At 67.7% G+C, this 19,556-nt stretch carries 19 protein-coding genes and 1 pseudogene; 9 read left to right on the top strand and 11 right to left on the bottom strand.

Annotated features, from left to right (window positions below; translation table 11 throughout):
• Positions 1-12 precede the first annotated feature (12 nt).
• Positions 13-558: a DUF3885 domain-containing protein gene (locus ABT127_RS18705; RefSeq protein WP_351450891.1), complete on the bottom strand. Its 546-nt coding sequence runs from the start codon at positions 556-558 to the stop codon at positions 13-15.
• Positions 559-883: 325 nt separating this feature from the next.
• Between ABT127_RS18705 and ABT127_RS18700 the strand changes: the two genes are divergently transcribed.
• The 3 genes from ABT127_RS18700 (at position 884) to ABT127_RS18690 (ending at position 3,070) form a co-directional block, all read left to right on the top strand.
• A complete protein-coding gene (locus tag ABT127_RS18700) occupies positions 884-1,342 on the top strand; it encodes a VOC family protein (protein ID WP_351450888.1) in 459 nt (152 codons plus the stop codon).
• A gap of 868 nt (positions 1,343-2,210) precedes the next feature.
• On the top strand, positions 2,211-2,660 hold the full coding sequence (locus tag ABT127_RS18695; protein ID WP_351450885.1) for a hypothetical protein: 450 nt from the start codon (positions 2,211-2,213) through the stop codon (positions 2,658-2,660).
• Positions 2,661-2,734: 74 nt separating this feature from the next.
• Positions 2,735-3,070: an ankyrin repeat domain-containing protein gene (locus tag ABT127_RS18690; RefSeq protein WP_351450882.1), complete on the top strand. Its 336-nt coding sequence runs from the start codon at positions 2,735-2,737 to the stop codon at positions 3,068-3,070.
• On the opposite strand, the pseudogene ABT127_RS18685 reads toward ABT127_RS18690, so the two are convergent.
• From ABT127_RS18685 to ABT127_RS18675, 3 genes and pseudogenes are all read right to left on the bottom strand, one after another.
• Positions 3,042-3,737 (bottom strand): annotated as a pseudogene (locus ABT127_RS18685) (IS5 family transposase). The gene ABT127_RS18690 and the pseudogene ABT127_RS18685 overlap by 29 nt on opposite strands.
• Before the next feature lie 118 nt (positions 3,738-3,855).
• Positions 3,856-4,455: an SMI1/KNR4 family protein gene (locus tag ABT127_RS18680; protein ID WP_351450879.1), complete on the bottom strand. Its 600-nt coding sequence runs from the start codon at positions 4,453-4,455 to the stop codon at positions 3,856-3,858.
• Between the two features lie 100 nt (positions 4,456-4,555).
• Positions 4,556-5,352 (bottom strand): IS5 family transposase gene (locus ABT127_RS18675; protein WP_502971739.1). Its coding sequence is split into 2 segments (ribosomal slippage): positions 4,556-5,014 and positions 5,017-5,352, totalling 795 coding nucleotides; the frame shifts between segments, so codons are not numbered across the junction.
• A 180-nt stretch (positions 5,353-5,532) separates the two neighbouring features.
• Between ABT127_RS18675 and ABT127_RS18670 the strand changes: the two genes are divergently transcribed.
• The gene (locus tag ABT127_RS18670) at positions 5,533-5,877 is read left to right on the top strand and encodes an NIPSNAP family protein (protein WP_351450876.1); all 345 of its coding nucleotides are present in this window, start codon (positions 5,533-5,535) and stop codon (positions 5,875-5,877) included.
• A 264-nt stretch (positions 5,878-6,141) separates the two neighbouring features.
• Here ABT127_RS18670 and ABT127_RS18665 read toward each other — a convergent pair whose 3' ends face one another.
• The 3 genes from ABT127_RS18665 to ABT127_RS18655 all read right to left on the bottom strand — a co-directional run bounded on the left by ABT127_RS18665 (position 6,142) and on the right by ABT127_RS18655 (position 10,336).
• Positions 6,142-6,522 (bottom strand): hypothetical protein, encoded by a 381-nt coding sequence (locus ABT127_RS18665; protein WP_351450873.1) that lies wholly within the window; start codon positions 6,520-6,522, stop codon positions 6,142-6,144.
• A 425-nt stretch (positions 6,523-6,947) separates the two neighbouring features.
• Entirely contained in the window at positions 6,948-9,524 is a 2,577-nt protein-coding gene (locus tag ABT127_RS18660; protein WP_351450870.1) for a hypothetical protein, read from the bottom strand.
• A 407-nt stretch (positions 9,525-9,931) separates the two neighbouring features.
• Positions 9,932-10,336 carry a hypothetical protein gene (locus tag ABT127_RS18655; protein ID WP_351451213.1) on the bottom strand — a complete coding sequence of 135 codons (405 nt, stop codon included), beginning with the start codon at positions 10,334-10,336 and terminating at the stop codon, positions 9,932-9,934.
• 703 nt (positions 10,337-11,039) lie between these two features.
• Here ABT127_RS18655 and ABT127_RS18650 point away from each other — a divergent pair.
• The gene (locus ABT127_RS18650) at positions 11,040-11,558 is read left to right on the top strand and encodes a hypothetical protein (protein WP_351450867.1); all 519 of its coding nucleotides are present in this window, start codon (positions 11,040-11,042) and stop codon (positions 11,556-11,558) included.
• A 780-nt stretch (positions 11,559-12,338) separates the two neighbouring features.
• Positions 12,339-12,689 (top strand): PRC-barrel domain containing protein, encoded by a 351-nt coding sequence (locus ABT127_RS18645; protein WP_351450864.1) that lies wholly within the window; start codon positions 12,339-12,341, stop codon positions 12,687-12,689.
• Between the two features lie 954 nt (positions 12,690-13,643).
• Here the strand turns inward: ABT127_RS18645 and ABT127_RS18640 are convergent.
• Together ABT127_RS18640 and ABT127_RS18635 are read right to left on the bottom strand one after the other, a co-directional pair.
• Positions 13,644-14,765, bottom strand: coding sequence for an LPXTG cell wall anchor domain-containing protein (locus ABT127_RS18640; RefSeq protein WP_351450861.1), 1,122 nt, complete (start codon positions 14,763-14,765; stop codon positions 13,644-13,646).
• A 122-nt stretch (positions 14,766-14,887) separates the two neighbouring features.
• Positions 14,888-15,115 carry a hypothetical protein gene (locus tag ABT127_RS18635; RefSeq protein WP_351450858.1) on the bottom strand — a complete coding sequence of 76 codons (228 nt, stop codon included), beginning with the start codon at positions 15,113-15,115 and terminating at the stop codon, positions 14,888-14,890.
• A 116-nt stretch (positions 15,116-15,231) separates the two neighbouring features.
• Here ABT127_RS18635 and ABT127_RS18630 point away from each other — a divergent pair, with 116 nt between their 5' ends.
• Together ABT127_RS18630 and ABT127_RS18625 are read left to right on the top strand one after the other, a co-directional pair.
• On the top strand, positions 15,232-15,417 hold the full coding sequence (locus tag ABT127_RS18630) for a hypothetical protein (protein WP_351450855.1): 186 nt from the start codon (positions 15,232-15,234) through the stop codon (positions 15,415-15,417).
• 135 nt (positions 15,418-15,552) lie between these two features.
• Positions 15,553-16,182 carry a hypothetical protein gene (locus ABT127_RS18625; protein ID WP_351450852.1) on the top strand — a complete coding sequence of 210 codons (630 nt, stop codon included), beginning with the start codon at positions 15,553-15,555 and terminating at the stop codon, positions 16,180-16,182.
• A gap of 77 nt (positions 16,183-16,259) precedes the next feature.
• Here ABT127_RS18625 and ABT127_RS18620 read toward each other — a convergent pair whose 3' ends face one another.
• The gene (locus tag ABT127_RS18620) at positions 16,260-16,745 is read right to left on the bottom strand and encodes a pyridoxamine 5'-phosphate oxidase family protein (RefSeq protein WP_351450849.1); all 486 of its coding nucleotides are present in this window, start codon (positions 16,743-16,745) and stop codon (positions 16,260-16,262) included.
• Positions 16,746-16,813: 68 nt separating this feature from the next.
• Entirely contained in the window at positions 16,814-18,289 is a 1,476-nt protein-coding gene (locus ABT127_RS18615; protein WP_502971732.1) for an MFS transporter, read from the bottom strand.
• A gap of 145 nt (positions 18,290-18,434) precedes the next feature.
• Between ABT127_RS18615 and ABT127_RS18610 the strand changes: the two genes are divergently transcribed.
• The gene (locus ABT127_RS18610; protein WP_351450846.1) at positions 18,435-19,466 is read left to right on the top strand and encodes a LysR family transcriptional regulator; all 1,032 of its coding nucleotides are present in this window, start codon (positions 18,435-18,437) and stop codon (positions 19,464-19,466) included.
• Positions 19,467-19,556: the final 90 nt, after the last annotated feature.

Below are 19,556 nucleotides of genomic sequence, written 5' to 3'. Positions count from 1 at the left end.
CGCTCAGTCCCGTCAGAGCCCCGACGGGTGGCTGGAAAGCCAGTCGGCGTGCCGATCGCGCATCCGATCCCGTTCCCCGGGCGTAGCGAGGAAGACATCGGCGCCGCCGTCGTAGGGGTGGTAGATCCGTCGCAGCCGGGAGTCGGTGATGAGGACTCCCCCCACTTTGTCGTCCGCGATGTCACGGAGCATCTTGTCGAGACAGCCGTATCGCCAGGGCCGGCGGGCGGCGAAGAGGTGGCAGTAGGTACGGAACTCCGGCTCTGGATCGTCCTCCACCAGCAGGGACTGCCAGTAGCCATCGTCTGGCTGGAACTGCGGAACATCAGCTTCGGTCGCCCAAGCTGGAGTGATCACGTAGACATCCTCTCCGGCGAACAACTCATCGAGGACGGTGTTGTACCGCTCCAGGACGACGGCGTATTCACTCTCGTCCTCTGCGTACCGCTTCGACTCCGGCAGGCTGTGGAAACGCACCCAAAGATCCGGATACGGGTCGCGGAGCCTGTACCCGACCGGAGGACAGTCAGGCCAGTGCTGTTGCCACAGCTCGGTCAAAGCCGTTTGTACGCTTCCAGACACGTGCTGTACCCGTTCTCTCGCCATTGGCTCGCGTCGACGCCCATGATGCCCGGCCCCCATCCACCAACAGAAACGACGTCTTAACGGCGCAGACGGGGGTGGCTGACGCATGGCGAAAGACGTTCTTGTTCCGCTCACAGTCGCGGGGATTACCGCATTTCTCACCCTGGCCGGCGCATACGCCCAGGCCCGAGGGGCTTCGAACCACGGCCTGCTCCTGGCGATCGGCGATTGACCTCAAGTTTGGTTTAGGTCATACCTTCGTGGTCGTCGACAGCAGTCAACCGAGGAGGGACTCCCCATGGCCACGCCCACCGTTCCCGAGGCCTACCGCAACGCTGTGATCGCCCACATCATGGTCGACGGCGCCGTGGCCGCGATCGACTTCTACATCAAAGCCTTCGGCGCCAAAGAGTTGTTCCGCATCGACCGCCCGGACGGACGCGTCCTGCACGCCGAGGTCAGCGTGCAGGGGGCCACTATCATGCTCGGCGACGCCGAAGCACCCCTTTTCAGTGCACCAACCACCATCGGCGGCACCACTGTGGGCCTGCACGTCTTCGTCGACGATGTCGATTCTCTCGCGGATCGGGCTGTCGCGGCCGGTGCTGAACTGCTGCAGCCACCTGCCGACCAGTTCCACGGCGATCGCACGTCCATCATGCGGGACCCCTACGGGCACGTCTGGGTCTTCCTCACTCACCTGGAAGATCTGACGTCGGACGAGGTTGCTCGCCGAGCCCAAGAGCTCTTTGGCTGAACATGATCCGCCGGACTGGCCCTAGAGGTGAACGAGGTCCGGTCCAGCTCGGCATGTGGCTCGCCACCACCCGCCGCCGAGCCATCAGACTGACCTCACAGCGACGAACCGGCCTCGCTGCTCTCGGCATGCGCTGATGAGCGGACGCTTCGTTGTCAAAGTGCTCCCTCTTCCGACTTGTCGAGGATGTTGCGTGACAATGGGGCTGGTCGGACGCCTTGGGAGGGGAAGCAATGGGGCGAAGACTTGGTGGCCCGGCTTGTGTAGCAGTCCTGGTCGCAGCGCTTGTCTCGAGCTGTTTCGCAGAGGACGGCGCATCAGCGTGCCCAGGCCGGGTCCATCCGCCTGCCGATCTGACCGCACATCATCTCGACGGCCGCTATCGGGACTCCTCAGGGCATACCGTCACGCTCAGGCCGGACGGTACTTTCACGACAAAGGGGTGGCCCTCGGACCTCGATGATGTCACTGGAGACGTTGAGAAGAGGGTGGGCAGCGGCACCTGGCGATTCAACACGTTGGACAAGGATGAATGGCCCGTCTCCCTCGCTTTCTCACGCATCACCGGGTGGCACAAGGAAGACCCTGCAGAGCTCTATGGGGGCGGTCTCAACGTGGACGGAACGCTTCAGGAGCCTTACCTGTTCGAGTATTCGGGTGATCCGGATGAATGCAACCTGCATACGTTTCACCACACAGGCTGAGCAACGGCAGACACAAACCCTGTTGCCGATAACAGAGGTTGGGCCCGGATCTGCATATCCGCTCACCGAGTTGAGCGGCATACGACGCCGAGGGGACGGCGGGTCCATGCGCGGTGATCACAAGGACTCTATACCAGGCCCTGGGGCACGGTTATAGTTCGTCGATGATTCTTGCGAAGATCATCCTGATCGTCCTGGCTCTTGCCGCCTTCTTCCTTACGGCAGTTGCGCTTTCGGGCATATCCACCTCCCGGAAACGCGCCGCGAAACTGAAGGAACTCGAGGAGATCGGTGTGGTGACGCAGTCGGAAGTGCTCGCCTTGCGTGAAGGCGGCCCCGGGAGAGCCCACGTGACCCTGAGACTGAGCGCCACGACCGGCGAACCCCTCGTACGCAGACTGTGGTTGACGCTCTCCCCCGACCTCGTGGTCGGCAACTCCTATCCCGTCGTCCGCCATCCTCAGTACTCCGACCAGTTCGAACCTGGGCCCCGCACGGACCTGGCTCGCAAGCGGGAGCGGGAACAGAACGGAGCACAGCGCAACCTACGCAAATATGCCATCCACGTGGGAACTCTCGGCACAGTCCTACTCGCCGTGGGCATCGCCCTTTAGACGTCATCTCGTTTGGCAGTTGCCGAGGTGGATAGTCGCTGGCAGACATGTTGCGTTGGCGGTTGAATGCTCCGGTGAGCGACTACTGGACGCCTGCCCATCACGCGGTAGAGCACGAGGACGCGGAGGCCCTGGCCCGGTTGCTGGCCGATGGCACCGATCCCAATGAGGTCTTCAACAACATGACGCTGCTGACCCATGCGATCGACGTCGAGGGAGACAGCTCACTCCAGAGCGGCCAGCCCTTGACGGTGCATACCACTGCGATCTTGCTGGCCTTTGGGGCTGACCCGGAGCTTGCAGGTCCGGGTGGTCGTACTCCCATGGAGGTGGCCGAACACTACTGCCACGACCTGGCAGTGAAGCTACTGCGTACCCACATCAGCGAGCCAGACGCCGATAACAGATGAGAGTGCAGACGATACTTGTGAAGGCGAGGAAGTGTTCCGCCTTGCGCTCGTAACGCCTGTGGAGACGGCGGCAGCCAGCGAGCCAGGACATGAATGCGTTCGATGGTCCAACGGTGACGACCCAGCCGTTGCGAGGTCTCAACTCCCCTGCGGGCGATACGGTGCCGGATGCCCCGACTGGCTAACCATCGCCGCAGGTGGGCAAGGTCGTATCCCTTGTCCGCGTGGAGTTTGGCGGGCTTGCGACGTCGAGGGCCCCGGCGGGATCGAACCGGCGGTATACCCTTCACGAGAGGTATCAGGGCCTGGCTGTCATGGACGTTGGCACCCGAGATACCGACGGACAGGGGCAGGCCGGTCCGCTCGGTGATCAGGTGGATCTTTGAGCCGTACTTGCCCCGATCCACAGGATTCGGACCTGTCAGATCCCCCTTTTCAGGGCCCCCATGTTCACCGAGTCGATCGCGCCTCGAGACCTGTCCAGCCCGCCGCGGGCGCCGAGTTCGTCGAGGACCAGACGGTGGAGCTTGGCCCACCCGGGCCTTCGTCCACTCGGCGAAGCGGCGATGAGCGGTCGCGGGCCACCACCTTGAGGCCGCGTGGGCACCCCCGGCACCACCCTCTGGAACAACTCCCACAACTCATCCGGCACCAGCCGCTCAACGATCCCCACCACGGCGGCCAGCCTATCGAGGCAACCAAATGAGATGACGTCTAAGAGATCGTCTCCTTTGGTTCTCCGGTCAACTTGGTTTTTGCCTGCGGCTGTTGTTGTGGTGGCAGGGTTACATGCCGCGGTCCGGCCCGCTCCACGGCTCTGGCCGTTCGTCGGCGGTCATCGGGAGTCGGCGCAGTTGTACCGGGCCGGGGTAGAAAGCCGAGGTGTTGGGGCCGGCCATGTCTTCGCCGATGAGGTAGCGGTAGAGCCATTCGGCGAAGCTCATGTCGTACCGTGCCCAGCTGCCTTCGCCGTCTTCGACCAGGAGCCAAGGGGCCGTGTCGTCCTCAGTGGCGAGGAAGACCGTCTCACCTCGGTCGGTGCTGGCGATCGGCCACAGTCCGTTGCGGGTGCCGAAGCTCAGCTCCGTGAGTCCGAACAGCAGGCGAGGGTCTTCGTCCGGGCCGAGGTCGTCCCAGGGAACCTCGGACCAGACACGGGCCGTGTCGCGTATCCAATCGCCCAGATTCCAGCGTTCGGTCGCGGGGTGATGCAGGGACAGGTGGCCGTTGAGCTGGATGGGAGCGTATGCGTCCACAAGGGTCTGGTAGTCGGTCGGCAGGCGGATGTCGAGTTCTGCGTGGAGCCGGTCCCAGGCGGCGGGGTCCACGTGGCGGTTCTGGGCCGGGCCGAGCATCGCCATGGTGGCGGCCAGGTAGTCGGTCATGGCGTTCCTCGCTGGTGTGTGCCGCCGTTGCGACGGGCAACCCCTCTATCGGGGTCATTCGGTTTCGGCATGGATCATCCCAGCTCGGAGGTCACCTCGGTCAGGCTGTCAGCCTGCGGTAGCAGATCAGGGCGGAGGCAATGCCGGCAAATGCCAGGAAGTGTTCGGCCTTGCGCTCGTAGCGGCGGTGCAGGCGGCGGCACCCGGACAGCCACGCCACGGTGCGCCCTACCGTCCAGCGGTGACGGCCAAGGCTCTGGGAGGATTCGATGCCCCGGCGGGCGATGCGCGGTGTGATGTTGCGGGAGCGGAGCCACGTGCGCAGCCGGTCGAAGTCGTAGCCCTTGTCGCCGGGCAGCTTGGCCGGTCGCCGGCGGCGCGGCCCGCGGCGGGACCGGATGGGCGGGATCCCCCGCACCCAAGGCTCCAGACCCTGGCTGTCGTGGGTGTTCGCAGCCGACATCCCGATGGAGAGGGGCAGACCCATCCGCTCCGTGATCAAGTGGATCTTTGATCCCTTCTTGCCGCGATCTACGGGATTCGGGCCCGTCAGGTCCCCCCTTTGAGGGCCCGCATGTTCACCGAGTCGATGGCGCATCGCAACCAGGCCAGTCCGCCGCGTGCGCCGAGCTCGTCCAGGACCAGGCGGTGCAGCTTGCCCCATACCCGGGCCCGGCTCCACTCGGTGAAGCGGCGGTGCGCGGTCGGCCCGGACGGGCCGAATCCCGGCGGAAGTTGTCGCCACGTACAACCGGTTGTGGCCACGAACACGATGGCGGCCAGCACCTGTCGGTCTCCATACCGGCGGCGTCCCCCACCTTGTGGGCGCACCGGCGCTGTCGGAACCACTCGCTGGAACAACTCCCACAACCCGTCCGGCACCAGCCGCTCCACCATGGCCATCACGGCGGTCAGCCTAGCGATCAAGCCAGTTGAGACGACCCCTTAATCGGTCCGGTAGAAGCACTCCGGCATCCGCCGATGCTGGTCCACTGACCGGTACTCGGGCCCTCGGGAGACACGGATTCCAGACTGAGGAGTGGACGTCCGCCTACCCCCGGTTCATAGTCTGTGCACATGATCACGTGCGTGGTGCGCTACACCATCGACCCGAAGAAGATCTCGGCATTCGAGGAGTTCGGCCGCCGCTGGATCCAGTTGGTGAACGCCCACGGCGGCACGCACCACGGCTACTTCCTCCCGGCAGAGGGGGCGAGCGACGAGGCACTGGCTCTCTTCAGTTTCCCCAGCCTTTCCGCCTACGAGGAGTACCGGCAGCTGTTCGGTCGAGATCCTGACTTCATCGAAGCGGACCGCATCCGCGACGACAGCGGTTGCGTGCTGCGCTACGAACGCACCTTCATGCGACCCCTGCTCCCGCAGGACCTGGGAGCGGCCCGCCTCGGAGGATCTGAGCACTGAAGCAGCGCCTGTACGGAGCAGGCCCGGCAGAAGCCGGATACCCCGCCGCTTGTGGGCCCGGCCGTTCCTTCGCTTACGTCCGTAGGCCTCCGTGGCACGCCCGGACCGAGGCGGACTCGAACCGTCACCGCGGTATCTACGGCGTTCCTACGACGTTCGACGCCGACAGGGCGGAACTCGCCCGAGCCCCCGCACCATTGTGGAGGTTCGTGGGCTCGAGGACTGCCAGCGCCGGTCGATCGGCAGCGAATCCGACACTCTGACTCAGCCCTCTTCGGCGATGCCCCACCAGCCGGGACGGGCTTCGCGGAGTTGTTGCACGGACTCCGGCAGCACCAGGTCCCTGTCCGTCGCGGTGCGCATCGTGTCGTATGCGGCACGCAGGCGGGGCCGCGCACACAGTCCGATGGCCTCCTCTAGCTCCTGGGTGCTGTGTACGGCCAGGAGTCGTCCGAGATGCACGCAGGCGCGAAGGCGTGCCGCCTCGGCGTCCTGGCGGTGGCGCCGGTCGATGGCCTGCCGCGTGCTGGAGCGTTCCTGCACGAGCGGCTCGGTGCGCAACTGGTCCAGGGCGTCGGTGTAGTGCGGGCTGCGGGAGGTCCGCAGAAGGCGGCCGGCGGCGCGCGTCTCATCTGATGTGCTCATACCCATCCAACGCGCACGGCCGGTCTCAGGATGCGATCAGCAGCACGGCTGCGCGCAGGGGCCGTCAGTGCGCCCGCTATGGTGAACCACCAATCTGCGGCTGAGGACCGCGCCGGGCGCCCCCTTGGTCAGGTGCCCGCGCAGAATCCCGCGATCGTCGTGAATGCCAGCGTGCCAAATGGCTGCTTCACACTGTGCGTGCGGCGGCCCGTGCGATGCGCGCGTGACTGATCACCGCCGCCCGCTCGGCACCGGCCCGAGGGCTTTCGTACGAACCGCGCAGGCGGACCTCAGGACGGAAATACCGCTCCCCCATGGTGACTTCACAGCAGGTCGGGACAACGGTCGGGGAGCCGTCAGACGCAATGTCCACGCTCGATGGCAGCCACACGACGTGTGTCACTTCAGGCGAATCAGCTTCTCAGTCACCTTGCCGAATGGCCGACGGCGAGAGCCTCGATGTGTCCGTGCCAGCGTTCGTCCACCACCGATGCGTCTTCGGCGGGGTCGATCCGGACAGGGGCGAACCGTCCGGGGTAGCCGGCAAAGACGAAGCATCGGTCGACGAGGCGATAGTTGGTGGTCGTTCCCCGGTCGAACTGTGACCACTGTGCGTACAGCCTGTCCATCTCCTCCCGATCTCCCGTCCTGAGCGCGTGCACCATGCCTGCAGTCCATTCCCGCCATCCGGTGAAACCGGCGCCGGCGGTGATGAGCTGCTGGCACTCCGCGACCAGACCATGCACTGCGGCAGTGTCTCCGGCCAGGCAGATCGCCTTCGCAGCCAGAGCAGTCCGCATCAGCAGTCGCGAGCCGTACCGGTCCGCCTGCACAAGGAGTGCGTCGCATTCCTCCGATCTTGCCGTGCCCTGGAGCGCGCGGCGCCACAGGCATGTCGACTCGTTCTCCAGGGCGATCCGATGCTGGCCCACTTCGCGCAGATAGCGCGCCCTCCCGGCTGTGCCGGCCACGGCTTCGTCGATCAGTCCGCGGTCGAATGCGAGATCTCCGTGGATCCGCAATCCGGTGCTTTCCCCGAGAGGGTAGGCGCTGACATGAGCTGCCAGAGCCGAGAAGTCGCTCAACCCGTGCAGGGTCCGCGCCACTTGATAGCGCAGGGTGTCAGACGAGGGGTTCTCGGCCAACGCTTGACGGAGTAGAACGAGGCAGCGAGCGTGATCCCCACCGGTGCGGTACTGGTAGGCCAGCCGGAGACGGGCTTTGTCTTTGATGTCCTCCAGTAGTGGTAAGCGCAGGAAATCCTCAAGATAGGCAATGCGCTCGCGCGACTTTCGGTCGTTGCGCCAGGCCTCATAGAGGCCGGAGAGCTGGCCGATCCACGAGTTGAGGTCCGGCGGCGGCAGGCGTTGCGCCGACAGCGCGAAGCCGGGCAGGCGAGCGAGTGCGGTGGACAGCCACGTAGCGGTCAGACCGTGGGCGTGGCACAGGGTGGCCGCCAGTTCCAGCACGTCGAGTTGGTCTGCTTCCGAGCCCTGCCGAAGCAGCGCGTTGCTCCGGCGGTGCAGCGCCTCGAGGAGTTGTGCAGCCCGCTCCGCCCGGTCTGCTGGGGCCCACGCCCCGCGTGCGGCGGTCGACTCCCCTCCGACCGCCGCACGCACCGCGTCGTGCAGGCGATACGGGAACAGTGGATGGTCGTCCTGAGTCACCAGGGTCTGTCGGCACAGCCGTTCGGCCGCGCCCAAGAAGCTTCCGGACGCTTCCGCAAGCAATTCCGGGTTGAACCGGGGAACCAGGCTTGCGGTACGCGCCAGTTCGCGCAGCTCGGCCGGGATGCGGGCGAATACGCTCGTCACCAACTGGGGCAGAGGGCCGCCGAACGTAGCTGCCTGGAGTGGCGCGGTCGCGCGAGACCTGGCCATCGTCAAGGACAGGTCCAGGTACAGAGGCAGTCCGTGCGCGCCGTCCCGGATGCGGGTGATCACGTCTGCCGGCAGGTCGGGGTTGCCGGCTGAGCCCGATGCTCTGCTCAGGAATCGCTCCACGTCCTGGCCCGACAGGTTGCCGACCAGGTGTTGGCGGGGATCGTCGTCGGCGTCCGCGCACAGGCCGGGCCAGGTGTGGGGGCCGGCGGCCGGCAGCAGTCCCTCCTCGTCGGTGGAGTCCCAGTTCAGGCGGTCGCGCGTGGTGACGACCCACAGCACCGCCGGCGTCAGGTGCACGATCCGCTGGAACAGCCCCTCTTGTACGCGGTCACCGCCCTGCACGTACTCGAAGGCGTCTGCGAAGCCCACTACGAGCGGTCGCCTGTCGCCACCCAGGTTCTCAAGATCCCAGGAGAGCAGCCCCGCCAGTGAAGCCGCAACGCCCGGCGAGGGGTCGTGTGCCGCCTCCTGGACCAGCATGGCCAGGGGCCTGCAGTCGCGCAGCGCCCGGCCCCGCAGCCGCCTGGACCTCACCGCTTCCATGATGCGCAGCGCGCCCCGCACGGTGAACGGTCCGACACCGAATTGGCCGCCCGCGTCCTCGATGACATCGCCCAGAGTGTCCACCATCTGCTGCCGTACGTCGAACCCCGATACAGCCCGGACATCCGGCAGTGCGACGCCAGGCCGCGCCTGCGACCACCAGGCGGCCAAGCCGACGTCGAAGGCCGGGAACTTGCGTCCGCGGGCTGCGCATGCGGCGCGCAGCGCGAGGACCACGGAGACGGCGTCGACCGTACGACTGCCGTGGAAGTCGACGCGCAGCGTACGTACGGGCCGGTCGAGGACGGGCGGCGCTCCCCAGTCGCCCGGATCCTCCAGTTCGCCGCGCGCCCAGCGTTCCAGTCGCCTGGACAAAGAGGTCTTCCCGATGCCACCCATACCGAAGTAGGTGAGCACGTTGTTCCGCCGTCGCCGGCCGAGGCGTGCCGCACCACAGACAACGTCGCCGTGCTGATGGCGGAGCGCGGCAGCGAATGCCGCGTGTTCGGGCACGCGGTCGGTGAACAGATCGGTCGCCGTGTACTCCGGATCGAAGATCCGGTCCAACTCACTCATGATCCCCCACGTCCTCTGCTCGAACGCAGTCAGACGACAGCACCCCGGTTGCCAACCGAGTATCCGCCATGCAGGTCGTCCACTAACGGCTGTTCAGGAACCCTGCTCGAAGGGCCAGTCGCCGTACCGGCCACCGCGCGCCGTCCCCCGGTCCACGTACGCATCCTCGAACCCGTGCCCCAGTGTCGGAACAACCCCAGGCACCGCCCGCAGAACAGACCCCACGCCCCCACAGTGCTGCGTACTGCGACCGGACTGTGCTCCTTGGTCCAGGTGCTGTGTTGATGCCTTCTCCGCCTCGCCCGCCACCGCATCAGTGTCCTGTTCGCAATGCTCCGCGACGGCACCTTCTACAAACCCCGTGTCTCCCAAGCGACGGCTGCATGAAGCAGGCCACAGGCCGCTCGTCAACGCCTTGTGTCGTTTGTCCATGCCAAGATCTCTGTGGCACCCCGTCGGACAGCTTCTTCCGGGTCCCGGGCCAGCTGCCCGCAGGCCGCTGCAATGTCAGGCACACCGTCCGGTCCCACGAGCGCGTCATGTACCCCGGTTTGCAGCCAGTCAGCCTGGTTAGCGCCAGCCTCGGCGACCGCAAGAGCGATGAGCTTCATGGCGGCCACCGTCCCCACCCGGGCCAGGGTCTCTGCCGTCTGTCTAGTCACCGCCGTGTCCTCGACGTCCAGCAGCCCCACCAGCACATCCGCAGCCTCAGGAACATCAGCGAAAGAAGCAAGGTCACGCCCAGCACGAACACGTCGCATCCAGGAGGGAGACGACGCCTCAGCCAAGACCGCCTCCAACCCACTCATCATCTCTGGCACGACCAGACAGTGTCACGCCCCGTGAAGAAGACCGCACCCCGTACCGACCGCTTGAAGAAGAACATAGAGGCATCCCCCGACCTCAAGCAGACGCCTGGCACCAGACCAAGCGCCTGACCGAATACGTCACAGCGGTGCGCGACCACGCCACGTCGCTGCCACCTGAACGGGAAGAGACCGGGATCGAGGCGTGGCTCGCTTCGCGAAGGCCCGCTTGCAACACCTCACCGAGTGTGCCGCAGCGCCGAAGCCGCCCTCCCCACCGAAGCCCAGCGGCAACGGCCTCAAGCCCTTCCTCGGCATGTGCGTCACCTTCGCATTTTTTGACGCTCAAAGGACGCTCCGAGAGAGGTCCTGACGCTCGTCGTTCTGATGGTCGTCAGGCGTCCGTTTGCGCAGGTGGCGGCGCGTCAGGTGAGGTCTCCACTGTGACTCTGCGCAACACCAACTCCTCGGGGCGGACGGGGCAGGTCATGCGGTTCCGTATCGCTCGCAAGGTGCGCGACGACAGCGTCGTCCCGGACAAGCTGAGCGACATCGAATGCCTGGATCCGTCGGCCCAGATCGGACACAGTAGCCCGCAGGAACGCGCCCTGGCTTACGAGGGTCGTCGCCCAGAGTGCCCGGCGGGCGCCCATCAGCCATTCCTGAAGCGTAGACGGGACCAACCGGCGTATCGCTTAGGGTCGCCTGCATGAGCAGTGACGGCGTAGTGGTTGATGAGGCGGTCCGTGCGGCGTGGGACACCTACCGCCTCCTGGAGAAGCGGACGCCCGCCGAGGAGCGCCAGCAGGCGCAGCAGCGGGTGAAGACGGCGATGGACTCCGTCGGGCGCGAGGAGGTCTCCCGGGGCACGGTGTTCCTGGTGGGCGTCCTGACCGGGTACCTGATCGCGGAGTCGCCCGGCGGCGGGGAGCAGCTCGATCCGCTGGGCGACCTCATCCCTGCTGTGATCCGCAAGCTGCCCACCTTCGAGATGGCCGACCCGGAGCAGGTGCCGATAGCCACCGGGGTCCTCATGGCCGCCGCCATGGGCATGGACACCGTGGCTTGGCGAGACCGGTTCGGGAGGATCGAGCCGAAGGAGGCCATGGTCCACGGGTTCGTACTGTGGTTGCTCGCGGACCTCTTCGACTCCCTGGTCGACAAGCCGGGCACCATCGACCAGTTGATGCGCGAGACCTTCGAGAGCATGGGCACCAGGGACCGCTGACGTCGGACGGCTCAGCGGTCTGTTGGGCTTCCGTCATTCTTTGGCACCGCTGCTTTGCGATTCATGCCGCTCGCGGCGCTGTGCCCGCACGCCGGCTCCCGGTTTGCTCTGCGCGTTCCCGTCCTGCTCCGGTCCGGGGGCTTTGGTCGGATTTTTGGTGACGGCCAGTCCGGCGGCACGGCCGTGAGTGGAGGAGCTGCGTCCTCAGGCTGACGCGGCGTGGTCCTGATCCATGCTGACCGACCTGTCACGGTGTCGGCCGCGTCGACCGTGCGCGTCACGCTTCCCGCCGTGAATCAGACGCAGTCGGTGCGGCGAGCCGCGTCGCGACGAAGTGGCCTCCTGTCGCTCTCTTCCGTGCCGGTTGGAGCGCTGCTTCGAGTCGGCCATACGGTCTTCCAAGCGGTCCATGCCGAAGAGGAGCAGCCCCATCGCCGGCAGGAGTGTGAATGCTATGTAGAGCATCAGGAGCTTCCTTTTCATGGTCGCACTCTTCGCGTGCCCGGCCCGGGAGCGTTCACCGGCGCAGCCGTGTGGAGGTTGTGTGACGCGAGGAGTGCGCGGTCCAACTGGCCTGTTCGAGAGCTCCGTTGTCACTCCCCGGGGAGGTTTCGTCGGGCGTCGCGCGGACATGTGAGCTGCCAGGCACGCCAGAGCGGGCGGCCTCCCGGCGCCCGAGTGCGCTGGGCACGTCCCACGCCGTTCGCGGCGGAGAGGAGTACGACGATGACGGAGGACCAGACCGTCCGGCTGACGCCCCGCACGAGAGAAGCGCATGACATGACGGCCAACCGCTTGAGAGGCCCTGAAGTCGTCGGCTACACGGTGGAGGCGACGGACGGTTCGGTGGGGCGGGTGGATGCCGTCTCCACGGAGGTCGGCCCGGAGCATGTCGTCGTCGACACAAGGGACCTCCTGCTGAGCAAGAAGGTGCTGCTGCCCATGGCGGCCGTCACCAGGATCGACGAGGAGGCCCGGCGTCTCCATGTCGGGCACGACACGGAGACGATCAAGGGTGCGCCGCGCTTCGACCGCGACATGCGGGTCACCGATCCTGGCTTCCGTGCACTGATCGACGATCACTACGGACTTTCCGGCACCGTCACGGGCAGCAGCCCCCGGAGCGCATAGCTCCACGCCGCTGTGATGGTGCGTCAGTCACTGCGGATCGATGCCATGGCGCACGTCGTCTCACGGAACTCCCGCCCGCCACAGTCGAGATCCGCGGTGACGCTCAGGCCGTTCGCAAGATCGGTGCCAGAGTCCCGACGTACCCGGCGCATGCGCTGGTGACGGGACAGGACGCGGTCAGCGGCGACGCTTGAAGTAGCCGTCCTGATACAGCTTGTAGATGATCCAGGGGATCACAACAAGCACCAGTCCCAAAAAGGCCCAACTCAACCAGGGTGGCCCGTCCGGTCTGCGGTCTTGGGCCAACACGATGGTCAACGCGTGAAAGGAAGGCATGCCCTCCTGGTGCCCTCCCTTCGCAGACAGACACAAGCCATCGCGCGTAGAGAACTGGGCGGTACTCCGAACCTCGATCGTGGTCCTTGTTCTCCGCAGGTGAGCAAGCTGAGACCGTCGCGTCACTCGATCCGCACCTGCCTCAGCAAGGGAACCCGTGGCCCCTGGACGGCAACCTCTGCATCGACCTCGATGACGAAAAGACCGGATATCTCTTTGCTGAAGGGGAGCCCGAAGACGTCGCCGTACGCGAAGCAGCTGTCGGACACCGTCCCGGCTGAGCAGTGCAGACGGGGCGGTCCTCACGGGCATGCAAGGTGTCGAGCCTGCGCCCCTTCGCCGCCCCGACGCAGACCTGCTGATCGGACTGGACAGCGACCTGAGCAACGCCTCGCGCAAGCGGCGGGATGAGGGCGCCGCACGGTCACGGGGGTGGGCCGTGCGACGCCTACCCGCAGCATGACACTGCCCGTTGCGAGGCGCGGGCATAACGTCACATCGTTTCCTCACCCGCGGGCATCTTTGCTTCTGATGGGCCGTGCGGGGTGCAGGAGGGGCGTGTTTGTTCCTGGACCGAGGAAACCCGCCGTCAGGTCGTCGACGGCGAGGCCTCTTCGGCTAGATGTGGCGGCCGGTGCGTCGACGACTGCTCCAGAGCAGGAGCCCTCCACCGCTTGCGAGGGCCGCCGCCGCAATACCGCCCCACAGTGTGCCGTCGGAGTCGTCTTCGCCGGTGTGGGCGAGCGTTCCTCGGCTGGTGGACGTGCTGGGAACCGGCTGTGGACTCTGACTGCTGCGGGTCGGTGACGGGCTCGGCGTCACGCTGTGTGTGGGTGTGGGTGTGGGTGTGGGTGTGGGTGTGGGTGTGGGTGTGGGAGTCGGCGTCGGCGTAGGAGTCGGTGTGGGGGTGGGTGTGGGGGTCGGCGTGGGGGTCGGCGTGGGTGTGGGAGTCGGGGTCGGCGTCGGCGTCGGCGTCGGCGTCGGCGTGGGGGTGGGAGTGGGAGCCGGCGTGCAGTCGGCGTGGACCTCGCCCAGGCGCGTGGTGGCGATGGGGCCGTCGTAGACGGTCTTGCCCGAGAGGTCGTGGAGGACGCCGGTGACGGTGACGTCGAACCAGGCCTCGGCGGTGTATGCGCCCGGTGTCTGCGCTCCGCCCGCGGGAATCACGTGCTGGGTGAAGGTGACGGTCAGCGTGCTCGTTCCCAATGTGTCGGGCTCTCCCAAGTCCTCACCGCTGACGGTCAAGGTGGTGGTGCCCAGGTCGACGGGCCGGCCGAGAATCATGATCTGTTGTCCGGCGGTGCGGGCGTAACCCAGGGCGTAGGGGCCGGTCGGTGGTGGGGTGCACTCCGCGTAGGTGTTCAGCGTTCCGGCGCTGCCCGCGGGAGTGCGAATGAGGTCCTGACCGTGCAGCCTGACCACCAGACCCGCCGCGTCGACCTTGGCGTAGTTCTTCCCGTCGGTACGCGATGTGGTGACCGCGTGGGTGCCGTCCGAGTAGTGGGCGAGAACCCCCTCGGGGTCGGAAAAGTCACCCGTGTCCGGTGCTCCGTTGACGGGAGGCGATCCCGCTGTTCCGTAGGTACCGGAGAACGCGTCGGTTTCCAGCGCGGGAATGTCCGCCAGCGTCAGATCGATGAGCGCCGCGCTGGTGGAGCCTCCCGCCGCAGCTCGCGCGGTGCTGCTGGTGGTCACCCCCGCGACGACCAGGGCGCCGACGGCTGCGGCGGTGCCGGCCATGGTCAGGGAGGTGGAGGCGGATCGCCGCCAGGCGGAAGGAAGTGAGGGAAGGGCACGCATCGTTCCTATCTAGAACAACCGCGCGTGAGCCGGACGCCGACCCGCCCGGATTCCGATCACCGTCACTCTCCGGACCCACAATCTGTCTTGCCGAAGATACGAGTGCCATTCCAGTCCGGAGTGTGCCGGGCGGCATTCGTCACCAGCTCACTCACCACCAGCTGGACCGCCTCCGGATCCGCCTGCACGCCGCTCTTTGCACTCGCGCCGGCCGACGTGTTTGCCTGCTGGTACGCGAGCGAGGGGACACTGGCGACGGGGTCCGCGGGGAATTCGGATGCGCCGGGCATGGATGTGATGTTAGTTCTGGGGTGCGACAGGACACTGTCAGTGGTGGCTGCCCTGCAGCTGGGGCCGCGTGGGAAAGTCCGCGGCCGCTCGTATTCATGGATGAGTGAGGGATCGCGTGCGCGAAACGGTGCAGCACCGGCGTGTGGAGACGGTGACGGACAAGCGGGCAGCTGCCGCGCCGAAGCCGCAGTGGCAGAACCTGTTCGTGGCACCCGCCTACGGTGACGGCTTCTTCGATGACGCAGCCGACGAGGCGGTCGTCGCTGTACCTGCGCCGGCTCCCCGCCGCCGCGCCGCATAGCGCCCTGCCAGGAGCCGTGTCCGTGCGGGGCAGTGGTCGTCTCACCGGGAAACCGCGCCCCCGTGGTGATGCCGTCAGCCCCCCCCTGTGTGGCATGACACCGCCAGGTGATGCACCTCACGCGCCTCAACGGTCTTGCACGTCCCGGCACTCCCGCAGCAAGATGACGCGCGGCAAGAAGGTGACCCTGGGCGTCAGCGCTCTGGCGCCTCCGGGCTTGCCGTCGGACTGCTCGTCACACCGTCCGCGACGGCGGACAAGACCGGCGCGGCTGAGGCGCTGAAGCAGAGCAGGGCCGCGGCCGCCGACGCGGCGGCGGCGAAGGCCGCCGCGCCCAGGACGCGCGCCTCGCGCGCCGCCGACTCCACCGTCGTCTCCGGCGTCACCCTCGACGGCGGCAACAGCGCCCGCGTCGGGACGACGAACGTGGACACCGACAACGCCCTGACCTGGTACCTGAAGCGCTGGTCCCGGCTGAGCAACGACGCTGCTCCCGAGCCCATTGCCAAGGGCAAGAAGATCACGATCACCCGCAAGCTGGAGCGCGCCAACTGGGACACCCAGCAGACCGTCCGCCTCCAGGAGCGTTCGCTGACCGGCTCGTACGCCACCACCAGCAGCCACATCACCGGCACCGGCAGCCTGGCGGGCGTCGAGAAGCAGACGCGCACCGCCACTGCCGACCGCTGCTACCGCTACAAGTTCGAGGGCACCTCCACCACGCCACCGGTCACCGCCACCGGTGACTGCGTGGACGTGCGCTGAACCCGCTGACCTGGCTGAGCGCACCGGAGCAGTGAGGCGCCAGACGACCAGCTGATCCAGGTCGGCCCGCGGGGCGGTCAGCTCTCCCGGCGCCACATCGTGCTGCGCAGGTCCGAGCCCCGTACCATGTGGATGCGCCAGGGGTCGACGCGGATCACGTGGTAGCCGGGGTCCTGCGGACCGCCCCGCCAGTAATGCACCGGGTCGTATCCCACCCCGGGCGGGCCGCCCTTGAGGTACAGATCCCAGGCATGCTGCTTGGCGGTCTCGTCGTCCGCCCAGGTGGAGAGCGCGTCGACGTGGACGGTGTTCTGGCGGGGGTTCCAGTAGGAGTACGTCGTGTGGGGGCTGTGCGCCAAGTGGGCCGCCTTCACCGGGGTCCGGTACGTCGCGAGCCAGCCGACGGGACGGCCGTCGACGACTTCCCAGACCGGGAGCAGGACGCGGGCGCGGGGCCGGTTCGCACGGTCGACAGTGATCATCGTGGCGTACTTGATGTCGTGGACGTAGCGGAAGAACGTGTCCTCCAGGTCGGCGAACGCGGCGACTTCGGTGGTGGGCACGGCGGGTGCTCCTCTCGGATGCTCGGCCGGTGTGCGGAAGGTCAGCTTCCGGGCCGGTGTGCGGAAGGTCAGCGGGATGCGGGAAGTCCGGCGGCCGGGCGGTCGCCGGCAGGCTGCTCGGCGGCGGTCACCTCGGTGCCCGCTCGCGTCCACACCCCGAAGGCGGCGACGAGCGCGGCGAGCAGCGCCGCGGCGAGCGGCACCCACAGGGCCGCGCGGTAGCCGTCGAGGAGCGCGGCCGGTGCGCTCGACGCCGTGGCCGCGACGTTGACGGCCGTCGTCGCCGAGAGCCCGAGCGCCGCGCCGAACTGGAAGGACGTGTAGAGGAGTCCGCCGGCCAGGCCCTGCTCCTCCTCCGCGACGCCCTCGGTGGCCACGATGGTGAGCGGGCCGTAGGTGAGCGCGAACGCGATGCCCAGGAGCAGCAGAGCGGGCAGCATCGCGAGATACGTCCAGTCGGCGCCGACCCGGAGGAACAGGCCGTACGCGAGGGCGGTGACGAGGAGGCCGCCGAGGATCAGCCGCGCGTTCCCGAAGCGGGCCACCAGCCGTGGGACGAGGACGGGCGAGAGGATCGCGTCGATGCCGATGACGATCATCGCGAAGCTGGTCTGCACGGTGGACCAGCCGCGTAGTTCCTGCAGGTACAGGACGACCAGGAACTGGAAGCCGAAGAAGCCCGCGGCGAACAGGAGCGCGGCGAGGTTGGCGCGGACCAGGGCGCCGCCGCGCAGGATGCCGAGCCGGACCAGGGGGTCGGACGAGCGGCGCTCCACCGCGACGAAGGCCGACAGCGCGGCCAGACCCGCGCCCAGGGTGAGCACGGTCTGGACGGGGCTCGCGTGGGAGGCACGCTCCACGCCCAGGACGATCAGCACGATGGCGGCGGTGACGGTGAGGCCGCCGGCCAGGTCGACGGGCTTGCCGGTCCGGTCGGGCCGCGGGGACCTGGGCACCAGGACGAGGGCGGCGACCAGGATCAGCGCGGAGAGCACCACCGGGGCGAAGAACACCCAGCGCCAGCCGGCCGACGTGAGCAGCCCGCCGGCGACCAGGCCGATCGAGAAGCCGCCGGCCCCGGTGCCCGAGTAGATGAGCAGCGCCTTGTTGCGCTGCGGGCCCTCCGCGAAGCGTGTGGTGATGATCGACAGGCCGGCCGGCGTCATGAAGGCGGCCGCGACCCCGGTCACGAACCGGGCGACGATCAGCGTCCAGCCCTCCGAGGCGAGGCCTCCGAGTCCGGAGAACAGCAGGAAGACCGTCAGCCAGAGGACGAACATCCGGCGGCGCCCGAAGAGGTCGGCGGCGCGTCCGCCGAGCAGCATGAAGCCGCCGTATCCGAGGACGTAGGCGCTCATCACCCATTGCAGCGAGCCGGTGGACAGGCCGAGGTCGGCGCGGATGGACGGCAGGGCGACGTTCAGCATGGCCACGTCGATGCCTTCCAGGAAGATCGCGCCGCACAGGACGAGCAGGACGCCCCAGTCCCTGGCGCTCAGCGCTCCCTGGTGTTCCGGTGGGGTCATGGGGGTGGTGGCAGTCATGGTGATTCCTCGGTGGAGAAGGGGTGTTGGGGCCGCTCCTCGGCGGCTGCTCCACCTTCCGTCCCGGTGACCGGACGGAACAACGGCGATGATCGCAACGTTCGTTCAACCAGGCTTACCGATTCGCTCCGCCTGGGGGACCTCGATGGAACGCGACGAACTGGAGTGCTTTCTCCTGCTCGCCGAAGAGCTGCATTTCGGCCGCACCGCGGAGCGGATGCGGCTGTCCCGGGCGCGGGTGAGCCAGCTGGTGCAGCGGCTCGAACGGCGGGTCGGCGCAGCGCTGTTCGTCCGCACCAGCCGCCGGGTCGGGCTGACCGCACTCGGCCGGCAACTGCGCGACGACCTGGCTCCGCACCACCGCGGCATCGAGGAGGCGCTCGCGCGGGCCGCCGCCACCGCGCGCGGTGTCGACGCGGTGCTGCACGTCGGCTTCGCCAACCCGCTGGCGGGCGAGATCGTCATGAAGACCACCGAGGCGCTGCGGGCCACACATCCGGGGCTCGTGGTGGAGATCTGCGAGGTGCCGCTCGGCGACCCCTACGGGCAGCTGCGCAAGGGCGAGTTCGACCTGCAGTTGCAGGAGTTCCCGGTGCGCGAGGACGACCTGGGCGGCGGGCCCGCGCTGTTCGCCGAGGAGCGGGTCCTGGTGATCAGCTCGGCGCACCCCCTCTCCGCGCGGGACGCGGTGACCTTGGAGGACCTGGCCGAGGTTGCGCTGCTCACGGTCGAGGGCGAGCAGCCGGAGTACTGGCGCGAGCACCGCGCCCCCACGAGCACTCCGGGTGGACGGCCGATCGCGCGCGGCCCCGCCGTGACCAACATGCAGGAGGCGCTGATCCTGGTCGCGGCCGGCCGGGGCGCGCTGCTCGCGCCCGCGCACACGGCGGCGTACTACGCCCGGCCGGGCGTCGCCTACGTGCCGCTCACCGGCGCGGCACCGGTCGGCTACGGCCTGGTGTGGCGGACCGGAGCGCGGACCGGTGCGGTCGATGCCTTCGCCCGGTCCGCCCGCGAGGCCGCGCGGGAGACGGCCCAGGGGGATCCGCGCCGCACGGTGCCGGACAGGGCCGCGGGAACGCCTCCGCCTCCTCCCCCACACCGTCGCGCGCGGCCGCAGGGCCCCCACCGTGCCGGTGATCCCGCAGGCCCGTCGGATCAGCTCCAGCCCTCCTGATATCGCCACGCAGCGCAGCGTGACGCCTGGCCACCGGGAGCGAGCTCCGTGGCAGGAGTGAAGCGCTCTGTCCATCTGTCCCCCGAAGCC

Source organism: Streptomyces sp. NPDC001904, assembly GCF_040297005.1.
Lineage (GTDB): Bacteria > Actinomycetota > Actinomycetes > Streptomycetales > Streptomycetaceae > Streptomyces.
The sequence above is the reverse complement of the archived record's forward strand: the minus strand, read 5'-3'. Positions and strand labels throughout refer to the sequence as shown.